The 17,625-nt window shown below is 70.2% G+C and carries 22 protein-coding genes; 12 read left to right on the top strand and 10 right to left on the bottom strand.

Going from position 1 to position 17,625, the window contains the following annotated elements; genetic code table 11:
• Positions 1–30: 30 nt before the first annotated feature.
• From LVB77_RS07865 to LVB77_RS07875, 3 genes are all read left to right on the top strand, one after another.
• Positions 31–918, top strand: a complete 888-nt coding sequence (locus LVB77_RS07865; protein WP_232909595.1) for a restriction endonuclease — start codon at positions 31–33, stop codon at positions 916–918.
• A 35-nt stretch (positions 919–953) separates the two neighbouring features.
• Entirely contained in the window at positions 954–1,328 is a 375-nt protein-coding gene (locus LVB77_RS07870; protein WP_232909596.1) for a hypothetical protein, read from the top strand.
• Positions 1,329–1,466: 138 nt separating this feature from the next.
• On the top strand, positions 1,467–3,287 hold the full coding sequence (locus LVB77_RS07875) for an SLC13 family permease (protein WP_232909597.1): 1,821 nt from the start codon (positions 1,467–1,469) through the stop codon (positions 3,285–3,287).
• Between the two features lie 7 nt (positions 3,288–3,294).
• On the opposite strand, the gene LVB77_RS07880 is transcribed toward LVB77_RS07875, so the two are convergent.
• Positions 3,295–3,720 (bottom strand): VOC family protein, encoded by a 426-nt coding sequence (locus LVB77_RS07880; protein WP_232909598.1) that lies wholly within the window; start codon positions 3,718–3,720, stop codon positions 3,295–3,297.
• 71 nt (positions 3,721–3,791) lie between these two features.
• Between LVB77_RS07880 and LVB77_RS07885 the strand changes: the two genes are divergently transcribed.
• Positions 3,792–4,364: a TetR family transcriptional regulator gene (locus LVB77_RS07885; RefSeq protein WP_232909599.1), complete on the top strand. Its 573-nt coding sequence runs from the start codon at positions 3,792–3,794 to the stop codon at positions 4,362–4,364.
• Between the two features lie 26 nt (positions 4,365–4,390).
• Here LVB77_RS07885 and LVB77_RS07890 read toward each other — a convergent pair whose 3' ends face one another.
• The gene (locus LVB77_RS07890) at positions 4,391–4,726 is read right to left on the bottom strand and encodes a hypothetical protein (protein WP_232909600.1); all 336 of its coding nucleotides are present in this window, start codon (positions 4,724–4,726) and stop codon (positions 4,391–4,393) included.
• Positions 4,727–4,846: 120 nt separating this feature from the next.
• Here LVB77_RS07890 and LVB77_RS07895 point away from each other — a divergent pair, with 120 nt between their 5' ends.
• Positions 4,847–5,467, top strand: a complete 621-nt coding sequence (locus LVB77_RS07895; RefSeq protein WP_232909601.1) for a GIY-YIG nuclease family protein — start codon at positions 4,847–4,849, stop codon at positions 5,465–5,467.
• Between the two features lie 19 nt (positions 5,468–5,486).
• On the opposite strand, the gene LVB77_RS07900 is transcribed toward LVB77_RS07895, so the two are convergent.
• Positions 5,487–6,749, bottom strand: a complete 1,263-nt coding sequence (locus LVB77_RS07900) for a sigma-70 family RNA polymerase sigma factor (RefSeq protein WP_232909602.1) — start codon at positions 6,747–6,749, stop codon at positions 5,487–5,489.
• Entirely contained in the window at positions 6,734–7,138 is a 405-nt protein-coding gene (locus LVB77_RS07905) for a YciI family protein (protein WP_232909603.1), read from the bottom strand. Before LVB77_RS07905 ends, LVB77_RS07900 begins: the two co-directional genes overlap by 16 nt.
• A gap of 268 nt (positions 7,139–7,406) precedes the next feature.
• Between LVB77_RS07905 and LVB77_RS07910 the strand changes: the two genes are divergently transcribed.
• Positions 7,407–7,670, top strand: a complete 264-nt coding sequence (locus tag LVB77_RS07910; RefSeq protein WP_232909604.1) for a hypothetical protein — start codon at positions 7,407–7,409, stop codon at positions 7,668–7,670.
• A gap of 99 nt (positions 7,671–7,769) precedes the next feature.
• A complete protein-coding gene (locus LVB77_RS07915; protein ID WP_232909605.1) occupies positions 7,770–8,363 on the top strand; it encodes an HAD family hydrolase in 594 nt (197 codons plus the stop codon).
• Between the two features lie 40 nt (positions 8,364–8,403).
• On the opposite strand, the gene LVB77_RS07920 is transcribed toward LVB77_RS07915, so the two are convergent.
• Positions 8,404–9,396 carry an alpha/beta hydrolase gene (locus LVB77_RS07920; protein ID WP_232909606.1) on the bottom strand — a complete coding sequence of 331 codons (993 nt, stop codon included), beginning with the start codon at positions 9,394–9,396 and terminating at the stop codon, positions 8,404–8,406.
• A 141-nt stretch (positions 9,397–9,537) separates the two neighbouring features.
• Between LVB77_RS07920 and LVB77_RS07925 the strand changes: the two genes are divergently transcribed.
• From LVB77_RS07925 to LVB77_RS07945, 5 genes are all read left to right on the top strand, one after another.
• Entirely contained in the window at positions 9,538–10,368 is an 831-nt protein-coding gene (locus LVB77_RS07925; protein ID WP_232909607.1) for a helix-turn-helix transcriptional regulator, read from the top strand.
• A gap of 13 nt (positions 10,369–10,381) precedes the next feature.
• The gene (locus LVB77_RS07930; protein WP_232909608.1) at positions 10,382–11,599 is read left to right on the top strand and encodes a histidine kinase; all 1,218 of its coding nucleotides are present in this window, start codon (positions 10,382–10,384) and stop codon (positions 11,597–11,599) included.
• 371 nt (positions 11,600–11,970) lie between these two features.
• Positions 11,971–13,122, top strand: coding sequence for a histidine kinase (locus tag LVB77_RS07935; RefSeq protein ID WP_232909609.1), 1,152 nt, complete (start codon positions 11,971–11,973; stop codon positions 13,120–13,122).
• A complete protein-coding gene (locus LVB77_RS07940) occupies positions 13,119–13,898 on the top strand; it encodes a LytTR family DNA-binding domain-containing protein (RefSeq protein ID WP_232909610.1) in 780 nt (259 codons plus the stop codon). Before LVB77_RS07935 ends, LVB77_RS07940 begins: the two co-directional genes overlap by 4 nt.
• Positions 13,899–14,022: 124 nt before the next feature.
• On the top strand, positions 14,023–15,129 hold the full coding sequence (locus tag LVB77_RS07945) for a serine hydrolase domain-containing protein (protein WP_232909611.1): 1,107 nt from the start codon (positions 14,023–14,025) through the stop codon (positions 15,127–15,129).
• A gap of 32 nt (positions 15,130–15,161) precedes the next feature.
• Here LVB77_RS07945 and LVB77_RS07950 read toward each other — a convergent pair whose 3' ends face one another.
• The 5 genes from LVB77_RS07950 to LVB77_RS07970 all read right to left on the bottom strand — a co-directional run bounded on the left by LVB77_RS07950 (position 15,162) and on the right by LVB77_RS07970 (position 17,597).
• Positions 15,162–15,533 (bottom strand): VOC family protein, encoded by a 372-nt coding sequence (locus tag LVB77_RS07950; protein WP_232909612.1) that lies wholly within the window; start codon positions 15,531–15,533, stop codon positions 15,162–15,164.
• 35 nt (positions 15,534–15,568) lie between these two features.
• Positions 15,569–15,994, bottom strand: a complete 426-nt coding sequence (locus LVB77_RS07955) for a hypothetical protein (RefSeq protein ID WP_232909613.1) — start codon at positions 15,992–15,994, stop codon at positions 15,569–15,571.
• A gap of 82 nt (positions 15,995–16,076) precedes the next feature.
• The gene (locus LVB77_RS07960) at positions 16,077–16,574 is read right to left on the bottom strand and encodes an SRPBCC family protein (RefSeq protein WP_232909614.1); all 498 of its coding nucleotides are present in this window, start codon (positions 16,572–16,574) and stop codon (positions 16,077–16,079) included.
• 14 nt (positions 16,575–16,588) lie between these two features.
• On the bottom strand, positions 16,589–16,954 hold the full coding sequence (locus tag LVB77_RS07965; protein WP_232909615.1) for a metalloregulator ArsR/SmtB family transcription factor: 366 nt from the start codon (positions 16,952–16,954) through the stop codon (positions 16,589–16,591).
• Between the two features lie 253 nt (positions 16,955–17,207).
• Positions 17,208–17,597: a hypothetical protein gene (locus tag LVB77_RS07970; protein ID WP_232909616.1), complete on the bottom strand. Its 390-nt coding sequence runs from the start codon at positions 17,595–17,597 to the stop codon at positions 17,208–17,210.
• Positions 17,598–17,625: the final 28 nt, after the last annotated feature.

The raw sequence follows: 17,625 nt of genomic DNA on the forward strand, positions 1-17,625 counted from the left end.
TAGAGTGCAGGCAAGCACACGGGGGACGCCATGGCGGACATAACCAAGGCCAGGACTGGCCTGCTGATACGCAAGCTGTTCGAGATACTGCTGTCCCAGCGTGAAGGGATGCGCGCGGCCGATGCCTTGGGCACGTTGGAAAAGGCCGTGCAGTTGACCGCGTACGAAGCCGGGGACTACGACTCCGGCGGCCGGCGCTTCGAACGTATCGTCCGTTTCGCCACGGTGTCCTGCGTCAAGGCCGGATGGCTGATCAAGCACAAGGGCGTCTGGACGGTTAGTGACGAAGGACAAGCCGCGTACGCGCAATTCGGCGAGCCGGAGAAGTTCTATCGCGAGGCCGAGCGGCTGTACTGGAAATGGCGTAAGGCGCAGCCGGCGACGTCCGACGCTGCCGAAACAGAGGAGGCCGTGGAGAAGTCTGCGGTGATCACGCTGGAGCAGGCCGAGGAGATGGCGTGGAAGGAGATCGAGGCCTTCCTGGCGGAAATGCCTCCCTACGAATTCCAGGAACTGGTCGGCGAGCTGCTCAGGGCGATGGACTATCACGTCGCGTGGATCGCGCCGGCAGGAAAGGACGGCGGTATCGACGTGATCGCCTACAACGATCCGCTCGGCACCCGCCCGCCGCGGATCAAGGTGCAGGTCAAGCGTAACGCCAATTCGCCGCGCATCGATGTGGTCGGGCTGCGCAGTTTCATGGCGGTCCTGGGCGATGGCGATGTCGGCCTGTTCGTGGCCATGTCGGGCTTCACGCGCGACGCGGAAGCGGAAGCGCGCCAGTCCCAGCGTCGCGTGACGCTACTCGATACCACCAAGTTGGTGGACTTGTGGACAGAACACTACGCCAAGCTGGACGATGCCGCGAGGCGACGCTTGCCGTTGAAGCCTGTGTGGTTCCTGGCAGGCGAGGACTGATCGGGCCCGATGACCATTGCAAGGATCGAGCACCGATGAGCGATCCCTATCGTCCTCCCTCGGCCGCAGTGCCTGCGGCCCCCACCTCCGGCCACACGCTGCTGGTCGTGATCGGCGTGGCCTGCGCGGCGTTGACCGCGCTGGTGCCTACGCTGATCGTGCCCAGTTTTCGCGAAACCTTCCGCATGTTCGGCGCCGAGTCGCCTTGGCCCACGCAGCTGTTACTGCAGGGCTATCCGGCGCTGTGGATCCTGCCGGTGCTGGTGCTGCTGTTGTGGCGCGTAGTGCCGTGGCCGCGCAGCCGGGCGAAAGTGGCCTGCGCGTTCGGCGTGTCGGTGCTGGTGTTAGGCGTGCCGGCCTGCATGGCGGCCTTGTACCTGCCCATATTCGCGTTGTCGCAGACGCTTTGAGCGCGCCGATGGCGCGGGCGACCGCCGTGGGGTGCGGCTTCTCGCGCATCGCGCCGGCGTGCGTCGCCGCCTCGCGCATGAATACCGCCTTCATGCGTATGCGTTAAGTTAATAGGGAGTTTCGGAACAGGGCCGGCGATGGAGCCGCAACAGATCGTATTCCTGCTGATCCTGGCCGCCGCGCTGGCCTTGTTCATCAGCGAGAAGCTGCGCGTGGACCTGGTGGCGATGCTGGCGATGCTGGCTTTGACGCTGACCGGCGTGTTGTCGCCCAAGGAGGCGTTGTCGGGATTCGCGAGCGAGCCGGCGATCATCGTCGCGGCGGTGTTCGTGTTGTCGGCGGGGCTGTCGGCGACCGGCATCACCGACCGCATCGGCGCGGCGATCGGGCGCGCGGCCGGCGGCAGCGAGGCGCGCGCGATCGCGGTGATCATGCCGGCGACCGCGGCGATGGCGGCGTTCTCGCACCATCTGATGGTCACCGCGATGATGCTGCCGATCCTGATGCGGCTGGCGCAGGAGCGCAAACTGGCGGCCTCGCGCCTGCTGATGCCGATGTCGCTGGCCGCATCGCTGGGCACCACGCTGACGCTGATCAGCGCGCCGGCGTTCCTGCTCGCCAACGACCTGTTGGCGCGCAACGGCGGCGGGCGCATGGACCTGTTCGCGATCACGCCGATCGGCGCGATGCTGGTCGCGATCGGCGCGGTCTACATGCTCGCCGGCCGCTGGCTGTTGCCCAAGCGCCAGGGCGAGAGCGGCAACGTCGATTACCTGAAACTGGAGCGCTATTACACCGAGTTGCTGGTGGACAAGGAATCGCCGTGGATCGGCAAGACCCTGTCGGCGTTCGACAAGGCCTTCCAGGGGCGCCTGCAGGTGGTGGATTGGCTGCGCCACGGCATGCGCCGCCGCGATCAGCGCGCCGACAGCCCGCTGGCCGCCGGCGACGTGCTGCTGGTGCGCGCCTCGCCCGACGAGATCGCCTCGGTGCGCGACGAGCCCGGGCTGTCGCTGCACGCGGTGGTCAAGTACGGCGAGAAGCCGCGCGAGGGCGGCAAGGCCGAGGCCGAGGCGCTGGGCGAGGAGCGCCTGGTGCAGGCGGTGGTGGCGCCGCGTTCGGAGTTCCTCGGCCGCAGCGTGTCGGAGATCGATTTCCTCAGCACGCTGGGCGTGGTCGTGGTCGGCCTGTGGCGCAAGGAAGGTTGGCTGCGCGGCGAACTGTCGGAGCTGCGCCTGGAGGAGGGCGACCTGCTGGTGCTGTGGGGCGCGCAGGCGCGGTTGGAGCAACTGGCCGCGCATCGCGCGTTTCTGATGCTGATGCCGTTCGACGCGCGTGGCAGCACGCGCCGGCGCGCGCCGCTGGCGCTGGGCATCATGGCCGCGTCGATCGCGCTGGCCGCGACCGAGCTGCTGGCGCCGCAGATCGCGTTCCTGCTGGGCGCGGTGGCGATGGTGCTGACGCGCTGCGTGAGCATCGAGCGCGCGTACGAGGAAATCGACGTGCGCATCTACGTGATGATCGCCGGCGTGATTCCGCTGGGCATCGCGATGGACAAGACCGGCACGGCCGACCTGATCGCGCAGCTGCTGTCCGTGCACGCGCAGGGTCTGCCGGTGCTGGGTTTGCTGCTGCTGATGTTCGCGGCCGCTGCGCTGCTGACCCAGATACTGTCCGACGCGGCGACCACGGTGCTGCTGGCGCCGATCGCGCTGGCCCTGGCGCAGAGCCTGAGCCTGCCGCCGCTGCCGTTCGTGGTCTGCACCGCGATGGGCGCGGTGGCTTCGTTCCTGACCCCGATCGGGCACCACGGCAACCTGCTGATCCTCAACCCCGGCCAGTACACCTTCGGCGACTTCCTGCGCGTGGGCGTGCCGCTGACCAGCCTGATCGCGCTGACTTCGGCGTGGATGGCGCGCTGGCTGTGGCTGGGCGGGCCGCTGCTGCCGTTCGGCTGAAGACCGCTCAGGTCGGCAGGGCGGCGGCGTCGTACTGCGCGGCGAATTCGGCGCTGGGCGGGATCGGTTTGATCACGTCGATCAGCACGCCGTTGGGGTCGGCGGTGATGAAGTGGCGCTGGCCGAAGGCCTCGTCGCGCAGCGAGCGCAGGATGGGCAGGCCGGCCGCCTGCAGGCGCTCGTGCACGGCGTCCACGTCCTCGACCTCGAAGTTCAGCAGCAGGCCGCTGGCGCGTCCGCGGCCGACCGCGGGGATGGTTTCGTGCTCGCCGTCGAGGATGGCCAGGTTGACCGACGGGTCGTCGTGCAACTGCAGGTGCACGTACCAGTCGCTGCTGAACAGCTCGGCGAAACCGAAATGGCGGACGTAGAAGGCGCGGGTGGCGGCGACGTCGGCGGTCATAATCACGGGGTAGTAGCTGGTGACTTTCATGGTCGGCTCCGGGGAATTGACGTACAGTCTGTATGTAAATCGACAATAACATACAGGCTGAATGTATTTCAATGGCCGCGCCCCGGACCAACCGCGAACGCACCGAAACCACCCGTCTGGCCCTGCTGGAGGCCGCGCGCGGCCTGTTCGTGAGCCGGGGCTACGCCGAGACCTCCACCCCCGACATCTGCGCGGCGGCCGGGATCACCCGCGGCGCGCTGTATCACCACTTCGCCGACAAGCGCGATCTGTTCCGCCAGGTACTGGCGCGCGAAGCCGAGGCGGTGGCGGCGCGGATCGAGGCCAGCGCGGCGCCTGCCGACGACGCGCGCGCGGCGCTGATCGCCGGCAGCGAGGCCTATCTGGACGCGATGGCGGCGACGGGGCGGACCCGCCTGCTGCTGATCGACGGCCCGGCGGTGCTGGGCCTGGCCGAACTGGCGGCGCTGGACGAGGCCCACGCCGCGCGCACGCTGCGCGAGGGCCTGGCCGCCGCGCTGCGGCGCGATGCGGCGCAGGTCGATGCCCTGGCGCGCCTGCTGTCGGCGGCCTTCGACCGCGCCGCGCTGGAGATCGACGCCGGCACCGATGCCGGCGCGATGCGTGCGGCGATGCGCGAGCTGCTGACGCGCGCGATCGCGTGACGCGTTCGCGTGCACGGCCCTTTGCTTCAGAAGACCGTCGGCACGTACGAGGCCATGTCGGCGCGGATGCCCAGCGCGCGCATGAACTCGGCCGGGTCGAAGCCTTCCTCGGCATAACGCTGCTGCATCGCGGCCTTGGCGGCGGCGACCGCGTCCGCGCTGTCCCATTCGACAAGAGTGGCCACGTCGTACTCGCCGCCGCTGCCGACCCGGCTCAACACCAGGTTCTGCCGACAGCCGGGCATGCCGTCCAGGACGTGCTGGGTGTAACGCAGGCGTTCGTTTAAGGCCGGCAGCGCCTCGGCCGGGACGATGAAGCGATCGAGACGGTACACCGGGGCAGGGGAGCTGGACTGGGACATGCGCGTTCCTCGATGGGCGGCGACGGCCACGGCGGCCGGCGTGGCGCGCAGTCTGCGACCTCAAGCAAAGTTGAGGTCAACAGGCCGCTGCGCATCGTCGCGATGGCCTAGGCTGCGGGCATGGCGTTCCTGTCCACCGGCGATCCCGACGTCACCCACAGCGCCAGCGAAGGGCGCTGCTATCTGTACGTGCTGCCCTGCGCCTACGAAGACCTGCTCAAGCTCGGGTTTTCGCGCAACCCGCTGCGCCGCCTGGGCGAACTGCAGACGCGTTATTACGAGGCCTTCGACCTGGAGCGCGCGTTCCTGGTCGAAACCGAAACCGTGCGCGACGCGCGCGATCTGGAACTGAGGCTGCGGCATGCATTGCGCGAGCATCAGGCGCCGGCGCCGCTGTCGATCCGCCACGAAGCCGGCGGTCATACCGAGTGGTACCGCGGCGCCTACGCGCCTTTGCGCGATCAGGCCCAGTCCCTGGGCGCGCTCGGCTATCGCCTGCACGCGCCGTTGCGCGATTGGCTGGCGCAGGAGTTGCTGGCGCATTCCGATGCCCTGTACGCCTGGGGCGCGAGTGTGCTCGATGCGCTGGGCGGCGATCCCGCGCAATTGGACGCGCCGGCGCTGGCCGCCTTGCGCCGCAAGGTGCTGGACACGCTGGACGCGTATCCGGCCCTGGATCTGACCTTGGACTCGCGCTTGCCCGAGGCGCTGTCGCACTGGCATCGCGCGCGACGCGGGTGAGCGCGGGCCGCGGCCGGCCTTACTCGCCGGCGGCCAATCGCGCCGCCTGCCGGCGCAGGTAATCGCGTTCCGGAATGCTGGCGGTACGCGCTGCGGCGTTGCGGTAGCAGACGATCGCGGCCTCGTGGTCGCCGGCGCGTTGGTGCAGGTGCGCGCGCACCGCGTCCAGGCGGTAGTGGCCGGCCAGACGCGGATCGGCGTCGAGCGCGCGCAGGCGCTCCAGCCCCTGTTGCGGGCCGTGGACCATGGCCGCGGCGATGGCGTGGTTGAGCGCCACCATGGGGTTGTCCGACATGCGCAACAGCAGACCGTACAAGGCCAGGATCTGCGGCCAGTCGGTGTCTTCGTAACGGCGGGCCTCGTCGTGCACCGCCGCGATCGCGGCCTGCAGTTGGTAGGGGCCGACCGCGCCGCGCGACAGGCTGCGGCTGATCAGCGCCACGCCCTCGGCGATGGCCTGCCGGTCCCACAGCCCGCGGTCCTGCGCCTCCAGCGGAATCAGCTCGCCGTGCGCGCCGCTGCGGGCGGCACGGCGCGCGTGCGTGAGCAGCATCAGCGCGAGCAGGCCGGCGGCCTCGCCGTCGCGCGGCAGGCCGCGCTGCACTTCGCGCGCCAGGCGGATCGCTTCCTGCGCCAGGTCCTCGCGTTGCAGGGTGTCGCCGACGCTGCTGGCATAGCCTTCGTTGAAGATCAGGTACAGCACGTGCAGCACGCTGGCCAGGCGCTCGGCGCGTTCGCGCGGATCGGGCACCTCGAACGGCACGCCGGAATCGCGCACGCGCTGCTTGGCGCGGCTGATGCGCTGGGCCATGGTCGCTTCCGGCACCAGATAGGCGTTGGCGATCTCGGCCGTGCTCAGGCCGCCGACCGCGCGCAAGGTCAGGGCGATCGCCGACGGCGGCGTCAGCGCGGGATGGCAGCACATGAACAACAGGATCAGGGCGTCGTCGTGGCCGGCCTCGTTCTCGTCCGCCGCCGGCGCCTGCCATTCGTCGTCGGGGGTTTGCCGCAGCAACTGCGCCTCGCGCTGACGGCGCGCGAGTTCGCCGCGGATGTGGTCGGTCATGCGCCGCGCCGCGACCTGCACCAGCCAGGCGCGCGGATGCTCGGGCACGCCTTGCTGCGGCCACTGCATCGCCGCGGCCAGCAGCGCTTCCTGCACCGCGTCCTCGGCCGCGGCGAAGTCGCCGTAGCGGCGCACCAGCGTGCCCAGCACCTGCGGCGCGAGGCTGCGCAGCAGGTGCTCGGTCGGCGCGGCCGCGGGCGTTACGGTTCCACGCACTGGGTGTGGTCCATGAGCTGGCGCACTTCCACCGGTAGGTTCAGCGCGGCGCCGCCCGGACCGGGGCCGGCCGACCAGCGCGCGGCGATCTCATGCGCGCGTCGGGCGCTGTCGACGTCGACGATCAGGTAACCGGCCAGGAATTCCTTGGCCTCGGGAAACGGCCCGTCGGTCACCGCCGGGCTGCCGTCGGCGCGCGCATGCACCACGGTCGCCGCTTCCGGGCCGGTCAGGCCCTGGACCTGGACGAATTCGCCGGCGGCGACCAGCTCCTCGTTCATCCGCCGCAGGTAATCCATGTGCGTCTGCACGTCCTGCTCGGGCCACAGCTCCATCCGCGAGACCTTCCAGGCGGCGTTGGGGAAATTCATCATCAGCAGGTACTTCATGGTCGGGCTCCAGGTCAGAGTCGGCGCCCGCAATGGGCGTCCGTATGCAGTAGTCGGAGCAGGGGGCGGGTTCTCTACATGCTCGCGAAAAAAGTTTCGGGCCATCTTAGGGGCGCCCGGGCACGGCGCCTTCACGTGCGCGGTCGGCGGCCGTTTCTAGGGGTGGAGGCCGCGCCCGATCGGCGCGCGGCCGCCGCCGGCGTGCGGGGTGGTCCCGTGTGCCGCCACCACGGCTCCGTCCGCGGAGCCCTATCGGAGGTCCACGCTCATGCCCGTACTCGGCTCGGTCACGTTCACCCTGAAATCCGGCAAGGTTTGCGGCCCTTACAACGCGACGCGCGAAGTGGCCGACAACTATGTCGACGTCACCAAGGGCGGCAAGGACTATCCGACGCCCCTGGACTTCAACAAGTTCAAGACGGTGGCCTCGCTCACCTTCAAGCCCGGCGTCGGCGGCGCCACCACCTGGACCAGTTGGGAGTACTTCAACAACGGCCAGTGGACGGTGGACCGCTTCACCAAGCTCGCCTGAGGCCAAGCACCCGACCGGCGCCGGGACACGGCGCTGCGTCGCACGGTGGCGGCGCAGCCCGCTATGCTGCGCCTCCCTCCCGGCAGGCCGAACGCAGCAGTGAATCTGGCGCTCTTCGATTTCGACGGCACCATCAGCGACCGTGAGCTGTTCGGCGCCTTCGTCGCCAGCGCCGTGCCGGCTCGACGCCTGCGCCGCGGGCGCTGGCTGTTCGCACCGTGGGTGCTGGGCTACAAGCTGGGCTTGGTGTCGGGTAGTGCGATCCGCGCGCGCGTGGTCGACTACGGCTTTCGCGGCCTCGACGACGCCAGCGTGGAACAGGCCGGGCGGCGCTTCGCCGACGAGGTGCTGCCCGCCTCGATCCGGCCCGAGGCGCTGCAGCGCATCGCCTGGCATCGCGCGCAAGGCGATACCGTCGTCGTGGTGTCCGGCGCTTTCGACGTCTATCTGCGCCATTGGTGCGAACGCCATGGGCTGGACCTGATCTGCTCGCGGCTGGAAGTCGAGGACGGCGTGCTCACCGGGCGCTACCGTGGCGCGCAATGCGTGGGCAAGGAAAAACCGCGTTTGATCGGCGAGCGCTACGACCTGTCGCGCTACGCGCAGATCTATGCCTACGGCGACACCCGCGAGGACCTGGACATGCTGGCGCTCGCGCATCGGCGCTGGTACCGCTGGCGCGAAATGCGCTGATCGCGCGGCGTCCCCGCTAGGCGGACGCCGCGCGCCGGTGTCAGGCCGCGTCCCACAAGCGCAGCGCTTCCTCGGCGACCACGTCGGGGCGTTCTTCCGGCCAGAACAGCTTGCTGCCCTCGAGCCGGCGCAGGCCCTCGAAGCGGCCGAAGCTGCGCTGCAGGTGTTCCGCGCCGGCCGGCGAGAAGATCGTGTCGCCCATGCCCCAGACCACGCGCACGGGCGCGCTGCCGCGCTTGAGCGCCTCGCCCACGCCTTCGAGCACGTTGTGATCCAGGGCGACCGCATAGGCGTGCACGCGCGCCTTGCTCTGCGCCGAGGCGATCAGCGGCAGGAAGTAGCTGTCGATGGCCTCGTCGGTCGGGTTGCTGGAATCCAGGTAGCACATGCCGCCGATGCCTTCCGGCGAACGCGCCAGGCGCTTGTCGGCCTGCCACGGCGCCAGCCACTGGTCGACGAACTTGCCCTCGCGCGACAACGCGATCACCGGCAGCATCGCCGCGGGCGGGCATTCGATCTCGGTGTCGCAGTTGGTCAGCAGCAGCGAGCGCACGCGTTCGGGATGGCGCGCCAGCAGCAGCTGCGCGACCGCGCCGCCGCTGTCGCTGGCGATCACGTCGGCGCGGTCGATGTTCAAGCGTTCCATCAGCGCCAGTAACATCTCGACCTGGGCGTCGGGCGCCACGCTCTGGCCGTCGGCCACTTCGGTGTGGCCCAGGCCCATGAAGTCCGGCGCCACGCAGCGGCGGTAAGGCGCCAGGCGTTCGATCGCGCCGCGCCACTGGAAGCTGTTGAGCGGGAAGCCGTGCAGGAACAGCGCCGCCGCGCCGCGCCCGCGTTCGACATAGGCGATGCGTCCGTAGCGGGTGCGGGCGAAACGGCGCGCGGCGGCGAACGCCGCCGCGTCCAACGGACCGCCGGCGGATGCGGCGGCGGCTGCGCCCAGGCCGAAACGGGTGGCCAGGGCGCCGGCGGCCAGTGCGCCGGTGGACAGGGCGAGGAAGCGCCTGCGGCCGATGTCGAGCTTGCTCATGTCGTATCTCCGTCGAAGGACCGTCCTTCGTTGGCGGCGATGATTCGCCGTCCAGGTCATGCGCTCAATGCCGTCGCAGGTCATGCTTTCATGACCTGACAGGTCATGGTTTTGCCCAGGCGGCGTCGTAAGATGCGGACGATGGACATCGCCGCCGCCCCATCGACCACCGCCCCGACCCAGGTCGGCGCCCTGCTGCGCGAATGGCGCGCGGCGCGGCGCCTGAGCCAGCTCGATCTGGCCCTGGACGCGGGCCTGTCCGCGCGCCATCTGAGCTGCGTGGAAACCGGCAAGGCCCAGGCCAGCCGCGAGGTGATCGCGCGCCTGGCCGACGCGCTGGAAATGCCGCTGCGCGAGCGCAATGCCCTGCTGGTCGCGGCCGGTTACGCGCCCAAGTACCCCGAGACCGCGCTCAACACGCCCGAGCTGTCGCAGGTGCGGCGCGCGATCGAATTCATCCTGGCGCAGCAGGAGCCGTATCCGGCGTTCGTGCTCAACCGGCGCTGGGACGTGCTGATGGCCAACGCCGCGGCGATGCGCGTCAATGCCTACGTGATGCGCGGCCGCGCCGGCAAGCACGCCAACATGATCCGGCAGATTTTCGACCCCGAGGATCTGCGCCCGGCGGTGGCGAACTGGGAGGAGGTCGCGGGCGATCTGATCCGCCACCTGCACGACGAGGTCGCGGCCGCGCCCGGCGACCGCGCCGCGCGCGCGCTGCTGGACGAGGTGCTGGCCTACCCGGGCGTGCCGGCGCGCTGGCGCCATCGCGACCTGGGCGCGGCGCCGACGCCGCTGCTGACCACGGTGCTGCGCCGCGACGACCACGTGTTCCGGTTCTTCTCCACCATCACCACCTTCGGCACGCCGCGCGACGTGACCATCGACGAGTTGCACATCGAGTGCTGCTTCCCGGTCGACGACGCCACCATCGAACTCTGCCGCGGCCTCGCGCGCGACGCGGACGCCTGACGGCCGGGCCGGCATGCGGACTCCGGCGCTCCACGACGGCGACGTGCGCAACGGTCGGATGCGCGACGACGGCGTACGCGACGACGGCATGCGCGCCGACAGCATCAGCGACGAAGACCTGCGCGAACCGGTGGCGCTGCCCGGCTCGCTGGTCACCGCCTTGCAGGCCACGCCGATGTCGCCGTATTGGCTGCCGGTGCTGGCCGGGCTGCCGTTGGCCGCCTGCACCCTGATGCTGGCGCTGCCTTCGTTCGAGAACGAGCGCGCGCGTTACTCCTGGGGCATGTTCCTGTTCGTCAACCTGTTCTGGCTGTGGCCGCTGACCGCGATCCAGGACGCGCTGCGCAAGCGCGGCGCCAACAAATGGACGCTGGCGGCGGTGCTGCTGTGCGCCACCTACCTGATGTCGCTGGCCAACAACCTGATCAGCGACGCGGTCTCGCGCGCGCGCGGCTGGCCCACCGGCTATCCCTTGGACTGGACTTTGCCGCTGAGCGCGTTCGATCACTGCTGGCTGGTGATGGTGGCGTTCTGCATGGTGCACGCCGGCGCGGCCTACTACGCGCAGTTGCAGGAGACCCGCGCGCGCAACCTGCAGGCGCTGGCCCTGGCCCGCGAGGCCGAGTTGCGCGCCCTGCGTTATCAGCTGCATCCGCATTTCCTGTTCAACACCTTGAACGCGATCTCCAGCCTGGTGGCCGAGGAACGCAGCGGCGACGCGCGGCAGATGCTGTCGCGCCTGGCCGAATTCCTGCGCGCGACGCTGGAGGGCGGCGACCGCCACGAAGTCGCGCTGGCCGACGAGCTGGCGCTGACCGACACCTATCTGGCGATCGAGCGCAGCCGCCTGGGCCAGCGCCTGCGCCTGCGCTGGAACGTCGGGCCCGACACCCTGCGCGCGCGCGTGCCGGCGCTGCTGCTGCAGCCGCTGGTCGAGAACGCGATCCGGCACGGCATCGCGCGGCGCAGCGAGCCGGGCCAGATCGACATCCGTATCGAGCGCGTGGACGGACGCCTGCACCTGCACGTGGGCAACGACGGCACCGCCGCCGCCGCGTCCGACCCGGCCGACCGCGGCGCCGCCCCAGTGGGCCTGCGCAACATCGTCGAGCGTCTGCGCACCCTGTATCCGCACGCGCATTCCTTCGCCGCCGGCGCACGCGCCGACGGCGGATACGAGGTGCGCCTGTCGCTGCCGTACCAGGAGGCCGTCGCGCCCGCGGGCGCCTGAACGCGCGACGGCGGCTTTTTTGTGCCGCTCGCCACCGGGTCGCGTGAAGCCGTGCGCCCGTCCGCCATGCGCGCCGCCTTCGGTCCGCCGCAGGCGTCTACCGTTTCGTCGCAAGACCGCGCGCGCGCCCTGGCCGCGCCGCTCGCGCTGGGCTCCAATGGCCCCACGCTCGATCCGGCACCGTCGCGCCGTTACGCGTCCACGGCGCGGCGGAGCCGTGTCGAGCGCCTATTGCGTTGCCAGGGAAGGCGACTCTTTCTGCCGCTCCGCCGGCCCGCGCGCCGGACCAGGATCGGCGCAACGGGCTAGTTCGCAAGCGGCATACGCAGGAGAATCGGCTTGCCGCTACGTTTCGACCTGCCCAACCCGCCATGACCCGTCCCATCGCCCTACCGGATTCCCGCACCGACCCCGCGCCCGACGACGCGCCGGCGCAGGACACCGGCGGTTCCGGGCGGCACTGGCTGTCGCTGCTGGCGCGCCTGCTGCTGGGCGTGTGCACGCTGCTGATCGCGCTGCCGTCGCTGAACGATCCGCACGAAACCGCGTACTGGGCGACGTTCCTGCTCGCCAACCTGATCTGGATGTCGCCGCTGACCGCGATCCAGCACCTGTTCTGGCGCCGCGGCATCTCCAAATGGACCATGGTGGTGGCGCTGCTGGCGATCACCTACGTGATGTCGGTGCTGAGCAACCTGGCCGCGCACTGGATCGCCAACACCCAGGGCTCGCTGTACCGCGATCCCACCAACTGGACCCTGATCTTCGGCGGCGTCGGCGGCTGCTGGCTGGTGCTGATCGCGTACTGCGCGATCCAGTCGGTGATCACCTATTACGCCGACCTGCAGGATGCGCGCGAACGCAACCGGCAGGCGCTGGTGCTGGCCCAGGACGCGGAGCTGCGCGCGCTGCGTTATCAGATCAATCCGCATTTCCTGTTCAACACCCTCAACGCGATCTCGGCGCTGGTGGCCGAGGACCGCAACCGCGAGGCGCAGCAGATGATCACGCGCCTGGCCGGTTTCCTGCGGGTGACGCTGGACGGCGCCGAAGGCCACGAGGTCGCGCTGGCCGACGAGCTGGCGCTGACCGACACCTACCTGGAAATCGAGCGCGCGCGGCTGGGCCCGCGCCTGCGCCTGAAGTGGAACATCGGCCCCGATACCTTGCGCGCGCGCGTGCCCGTGCTGCTGCTGCAACCGTTGGTGGAGAACGCGATCCGCCACGGCATCGCCCAGCGCAGCGAGCCCGGGCGTTTGGACATCCGCATCGAGCGCGAAGGCGATCGCCTGCACCTGCACGTCGGCAACGACGGCGCGGCGGCGCCCGCGCCCTCGGAAGATGCCGCGCGGCGCGCCGGTTCGATCGGCTTGCGCAACATCGCCGAGCGCCTGCAGGCGCTGTACCCGGGCGCGCACGCCTTCGCCGCCGGCGCGCGCGCCGACGGCGGTTACGAAGTACGCATGTCGCTGCCGTTCAACGAAGCGCCGGCAGCGTGGGTGGTCAAGGAGACGGAAGCATGATGCGAGTGGCGGTAATCGACGACGAGCCCCTGGCGCGCAGCGGCGTGATCACGCGCCTGGCCGCGCACAACGACGTGCAGATCGTGGGCGAGTTCGCCGACGGTCCTTCGGCGCTGGCCGGCATCGTCGCGCTGGCGCCGGATCTGGTGTTCATCGACGTGCAGATGCCGGGCATGACCGGGCTGGAAGCGCTGGCGGCGCTGTCGCCCGAGCAGCGGCCGCTGGCGGTGCTGCTGACGGCGTACGAGAACTTCGCCGTGCGCGCGTTCGAGCTGCACGCGATCGACTATCTGCTCAAGCCCATCGACGACGAGCGTTTCGCCGAGGCGCTGGAGCGCGCGCGCCAGGCCTATCCCTACCGCCGCAACGGCACCCAGCCGCCCGGCGCCATGGCCGCGCCGCCGCCGGCGCAGGACGACGACGGCCACTGGCTGACCCGGTTCGTGGTGCGCGTGGGGCGGCGCGTGGCCTTCGTCGAGGCCTCGGAAGTGGAATGGATCCAGGCCGACGGCGACTACGCGACCCTGCACGTGGGCGACCGCGGCTACCTGCTGCGCGAGTCCATGGGCCGGCTGTCGCGCCGGCTGGATCCGGCCCAGTTCGTGCGCGTGCACCGTTCCACCATCGTGCGCGTGGACTGCGTCGCCGAACTGCAGCCGCTGTCCAACCGCGACGCCATGCTGCGCCTGCGCGACGGCACCCCGGTACGCGCCAGCCGCACCTACATCGAGCCGCTGCAGGCGCGCCTGCGCGGCCGAGCGGGCTTCGCCGGCTGAGTCGCGGCGCGCGGCCGCAACCGAGCGCGCCCTGACCGTATCTGCGCTTGCAAGCCCCGGACTCACGCGGTCCGGCATCGGTGGCGGCCGCGCGCGGCCCGTCACCCGTCTGCGCGGAGCCGACATGAAAGCCTGGATACTGAGTCTGTTGCTGCTCTCGCCCGCGGCCATCGCCGCGCCTGCCAGTGCCGTTCCGGCCGCGTCGCCCACCCTGGACGCGTTCGTCGCCGACTATGCCCGGCAGCACGATTTCAGCGGCACCGTGCTGGTCACGCGCGACGGCAGGAACGCGTACGCGGGCAGTTTCGGCGACGCCAATCGGGTATTCGGGGTGCCCAACACGCCGCAGACTCGCTACAAGATCGCCTCGATCACCAAGACCTTCACCGCGGTGCTGATCCTGCAGCTGCGCGACGAGGGCCGGCTGGACCTGGAGCGCCGCATCGGCGACTACCTGCCCGATTACGCGGGCGAGGGCGCGCGGCGGGTTAGCGTGCATCAGTTGCTCAACCACAGCTCCGGTCTGGCCAACCTGGACACGGTCAAGGACGCACAGACCGCGATCCGCGACGGTCTGCCGGTTTACCAGCTGCCGCACACCAGCGACGCCCTGCTCGCGCGCTATTGCGCGGGGCGGTTGTCGGCCGAGCCGGGGCGCGCGTTCGACTACAACAACTGCGACTACATCGTGCTGGGCAAGATCGTCGAGCGCGTGACCGGGCAGGACTACGAGCAGGCGTTGCGCGAGCGCATCCTGCGGCCGCTGGGGCTGGCCGACACCGGCTTGTTGCGCCAAGACCGCATCGTAGAGCGCCTGGCCGATACCTATTTCGCGCGCGACGGCAGCGGTGCGATGACGCCCGATCTGCCCGCGTACCCGGAGAACTGGTATGCGGCCGGCGCGATGTATTCCAGCGCGCAGGATCTGGCGCGCTTCGCCGAGGCGCTTTACGGCGGTCGCCTGCTGAGCGCCGATTCGCTGGCGCGCATGCTGCGGCCGGGGCTGGACGACTACGGTTACGGCCTGTGGAGCTACACGATGAAGTTCGGCGAGCGAACTTACCGGGTGGTCAAACGCCCGGGCCAGATCATGGGCGCGCGCAGCCAGCTGCTGCGCGTGATCGAGCCGCGAATCAGCGTGGTGATCCTGGGCAACGCCGGCAGCGCAGATCTGGACGAGTTCGCTGCGGCGATCGCGCGCCGCGCGGTGGCGCAGGCATCGGCCGACTGAGGCGACGGCCCGACGCGCGTTGGCGGCTGCGCTCAGGCCTTGGGCTTGAGCTGGTGCAGCAGGATCGAGTTGCCTTCGCTGTCCAGGCACACCGCCATGCGGCAGACCGGGCTGTGGATGATGTCGCTCTTGAAGCGCACGCCCTTGGACTGCAGGTCGGCGATCAGCGCATCCAGGTCGTCGACCTCCAACGCGATGGTGCCGCCGGCCGCGTCGCTGGGCGCGTCGGGCACGAAGTTGGTCAGCGCCAGGCAACCGCCGTCGGGCAGGTCGTATTCGATCCACCACTGTTCGCCCTGGTGTCCGCTGGAGCCGGGCGTGAGGCCCAAGGTCTCCTCGTAGAAGCGGCGCGCACGCGCGACGTCGCGTATCGGGTACATCGTGAAAGCGACCTTGCGGAACATGCGCGGTTCTCCTTGGAAGGGTGGGGGCGCGGCGGTCAGCGCCGGCGAGCGTACAGCCAGCCGCCGATCAGGCAGCAGGGCAGGCCGGTGACCGCGACCAGGATGGAATACCAGGCCGGTCCGAACTCGGCGCCGCGGCCCCAGGTCGCGACCACGCCGACGATGCCGAACACGGTGCCGATCAGGCCCAGCGTCCACACGTGCGCCATCGGCCGATACGGCGCCAGGCGCGCGCACAGATAACCGCCGAACACGGTGAACGCGGCGCGGTAGGCGAGCGCGAGCAGCCACAGGCCGGCGTCCATCGGTTGGAACCAGGGCGGAAACACACCGCTGGCGTGCATGATCACGTCGGCGACGGTGGACAGCAGCATCACCGACAGCAGGCCCAGCACCACGGCGACGATGCTGCGGCCGACCCGGCGTGGCGGCAGGGCGGAGGTTGCGTGACTGGCGTTCATGGCGGCTCCTATGCGCCGCGTGCGGCGGCGGACAGCGTGAGGGGCGCGGGCGCGCGGCCCGCGCGGGGAGGTCGGCGCAGCGTCAGCCGGAGACGGTCGAGGCGTCGGCGAGGAAGGCGTCGAGCTTGGCGTAGCCAGCGGCGATGCCCTGTTCCATGTTGCTGGCCAGGGCGCCGTCGCGCGCCGCGCGCGAGGCGTAGACCACGGTGGTGACCAGGGTGGTCTTGCCGTCGCGCTCGTCCAGCGTGGAGGTGCCGACGGTCTCGCCGCCGGTCCAGTCGTGGTCGTAGAGCTCGGTGCGCACGATGCGGGCCGGCCGCTCGATCTCGCGATGCACGCCGCCCATGCCCATCTCCACGCCCTGCGGGCCGCTCCAGACGAAGCGATAGGCGCCGCCGACGCGCAGGTCGACCTCGCACACGATCAGGGTCCAGCCGTCGGGGCCGTGGAACCAGCGCTTGAGCAGTTCGGGTTTGGTGAGCGCGTCGAACACGAGTTCGCGCGGCGCATCGAACGCGCGCGTGATCACGATCTCGCGTTCGCCCGGGGCGGTGACGGTGAGGGCGTTGTGGGTGTGCATGGGATCCGTTCTCCTTAACGTGGCTTGCGTGATTTGGACGGTTGGGCGGGCGCCGGTTCGGCTTGCAGTTCGCTCAGCAACGCATCCAGGCGCTGGTAGTTGCGTTCCCAGATGCGGCGGTAGTGCTCCAGCCAGACGTTGGCCTCGGCCAGCGGCTGCGCTTCGATCCGGCAGGGGCGGCGCTGGGCGTCGCGACCGCGGCTGATCAGGCCGGCGTGCTCCAGCACCTTGAGGTGCTTGGAGATCGCCGGCTGGCTCATGGCGAAGGGCTCGGCCAGTTCGGTCACGGTGGCTTCGCCGCTGGCGAGGCGGGCCAGGATTGCCCGTCGCGTGGGGTCGGCCAGGGCGGCGAAGGTGGCGTCGAGGCGTTGCGGTTGCACAAATATAACCTTCGAGTTACATAACTTATGGGTTATATACAGGCGAGTCGAAGCGACGTCAAGCGCCGAAGTCGCGGATTCGATGGATGGGGGCGACGCCTACGGGCGCGCGCCGGTCGTCGGACTTATCTGGCTTCGACGCTGTGGCTGGAGACGAACCGCGCGACGATCCGTTGGCCCCGCAGCGGACGCACGGCACCGCAATGACTGACGCGAGCGCGGCGCAAGCCGCGATCGTCGCGGTCGGCCGCGCTCATCGCGTGCGCTGCGGCGCGGCGTCCGCCGGCACCGTGCAATCCGGCGCCAGCGTCGGCGGCGGTGCCTGCTGGGTCACGCACAGATCGAAGCGCGCCGACAGGCCGACGATCTCGCGGCTGGCGCCGGCGGCCACGCTGAAGCGTTCGTAGGCCTGGGCGCGGCAGTCGGGCCGCTTCGGCGCGCAGGCGTGCGCGAACAGCGCGTAGTGGCAGCGGCCGCTGTCGCTGGCGATGCATTCGAAACGGCCGATGCCGGCCTGCACGCGGGTGCGCGCGTGCAAGGTGTCGCGGCCGTCGGTGTGGGTGCGCGTGACCAGGGTGGTGCCGCCGGTATCGCAACCCAGCAGGGCGAACAGGAAATAGGCCAACGCGATCAGATTGCGCATGCTGCACCTCGGGCTGTGGGCGAACGCC

This window comes from Lysobacter sp. 5GHs7-4 (assembly GCF_021284765.1).
Classification (GTDB): Bacteria; Pseudomonadota; Gammaproteobacteria; order Xanthomonadales; family Xanthomonadaceae; genus Lysobacter.

Bases quoted from the DNA above. Each gene is read 5' to 3' on its own strand.
- LVB77_RS07865 (WP_232909595.1), top strand. From the start codon at position 31: ATGGCGGACATAACCAAGGCCAGGACTGGCCTGCTGATACGCAAGCTG.
- LVB77_RS07870 (WP_232909596.1), top strand. From the start codon at position 954: ATGAGCGATCCCTATCGTCCTCCCTCGGCCGCAGTGCCTGCGGCCCCC.
- LVB77_RS07875 (WP_232909597.1), top strand. From the start codon at position 1,467: ATGGAGCCGCAACAGATCGTATTCCTGCTGATCCTGGCCGCCGCGCTG.
- LVB77_RS07880 (WP_232909598.1), bottom strand. From the start codon at position 3,720: ATGAAAGTCACCAGCTACTACCCCGTGATTATGACCGCCGACGTCGCC.
- LVB77_RS07885 (WP_232909599.1), top strand. From the start codon at position 3,792: ATGGCCGCGCCCCGGACCAACCGCGAACGCACCGAAACCACCCGTCTG.
- LVB77_RS07890 (WP_232909600.1), bottom strand. From the start codon at position 4,726: ATGTCCCAGTCCAGCTCCCCTGCCCCGGTGTACCGTCTCGATCGCTTC.
- LVB77_RS07895 (WP_232909601.1), top strand. From the start codon at position 4,847: ATGGCGTTCCTGTCCACCGGCGATCCCGACGTCACCCACAGCGCCAGC.
- LVB77_RS07905 (WP_232909603.1), bottom strand. From the start codon at position 7,138: ATGAAGTACCTGCTGATGATGAATTTCCCCAACGCCGCCTGGAAGGTC.
- LVB77_RS07910 (WP_232909604.1), top strand. From the start codon at position 7,407: ATGCCCGTACTCGGCTCGGTCACGTTCACCCTGAAATCCGGCAAGGTT.
- LVB77_RS07920 (WP_232909606.1), bottom strand. From the start codon at position 9,396: ATGAGCAAGCTCGACATCGGCCGCAGGCGCTTCCTCGCCCTGTCCACC.
- LVB77_RS07925 (WP_232909607.1), top strand. From the start codon at position 9,538: ATGGACATCGCCGCCGCCCCATCGACCACCGCCCCGACCCAGGTCGGC.
- LVB77_RS07930 (WP_232909608.1), top strand. From the start codon at position 10,382: ATGCGGACTCCGGCGCTCCACGACGGCGACGTGCGCAACGGTCGGATG.
- LVB77_RS07935 (WP_232909609.1), top strand. From the start codon at position 11,971: ATGACCCGTCCCATCGCCCTACCGGATTCCCGCACCGACCCCGCGCCC.
- LVB77_RS07940 (WP_232909610.1), top strand. From the start codon at position 13,119: ATGATGCGAGTGGCGGTAATCGACGACGAGCCCCTGGCGCGCAGCGGC.
- LVB77_RS07945 (WP_232909611.1), top strand. From the start codon at position 14,023: ATGAAAGCCTGGATACTGAGTCTGTTGCTGCTCTCGCCCGCGGCCATC.
- LVB77_RS07950 (WP_232909612.1), bottom strand. From the start codon at position 15,533: ATGTTCCGCAAGGTCGCTTTCACGATGTACCCGATACGCGACGTCGCG.
- LVB77_RS07955 (WP_232909613.1), bottom strand. From the start codon at position 15,994: ATGAACGCCAGTCACGCAACCTCCGCCCTGCCGCCACGCCGGGTCGGC.
- LVB77_RS07960 (WP_232909614.1), bottom strand. From the start codon at position 16,574: ATGCACACCCACAACGCCCTCACCGTCACCGCCCCGGGCGAACGCGAG.
- LVB77_RS07970 (WP_232909616.1), bottom strand. From the start codon at position 17,597: ATGCGCAATCTGATCGCGTTGGCCTATTTCCTGTTCGCCCTGCTGGGT.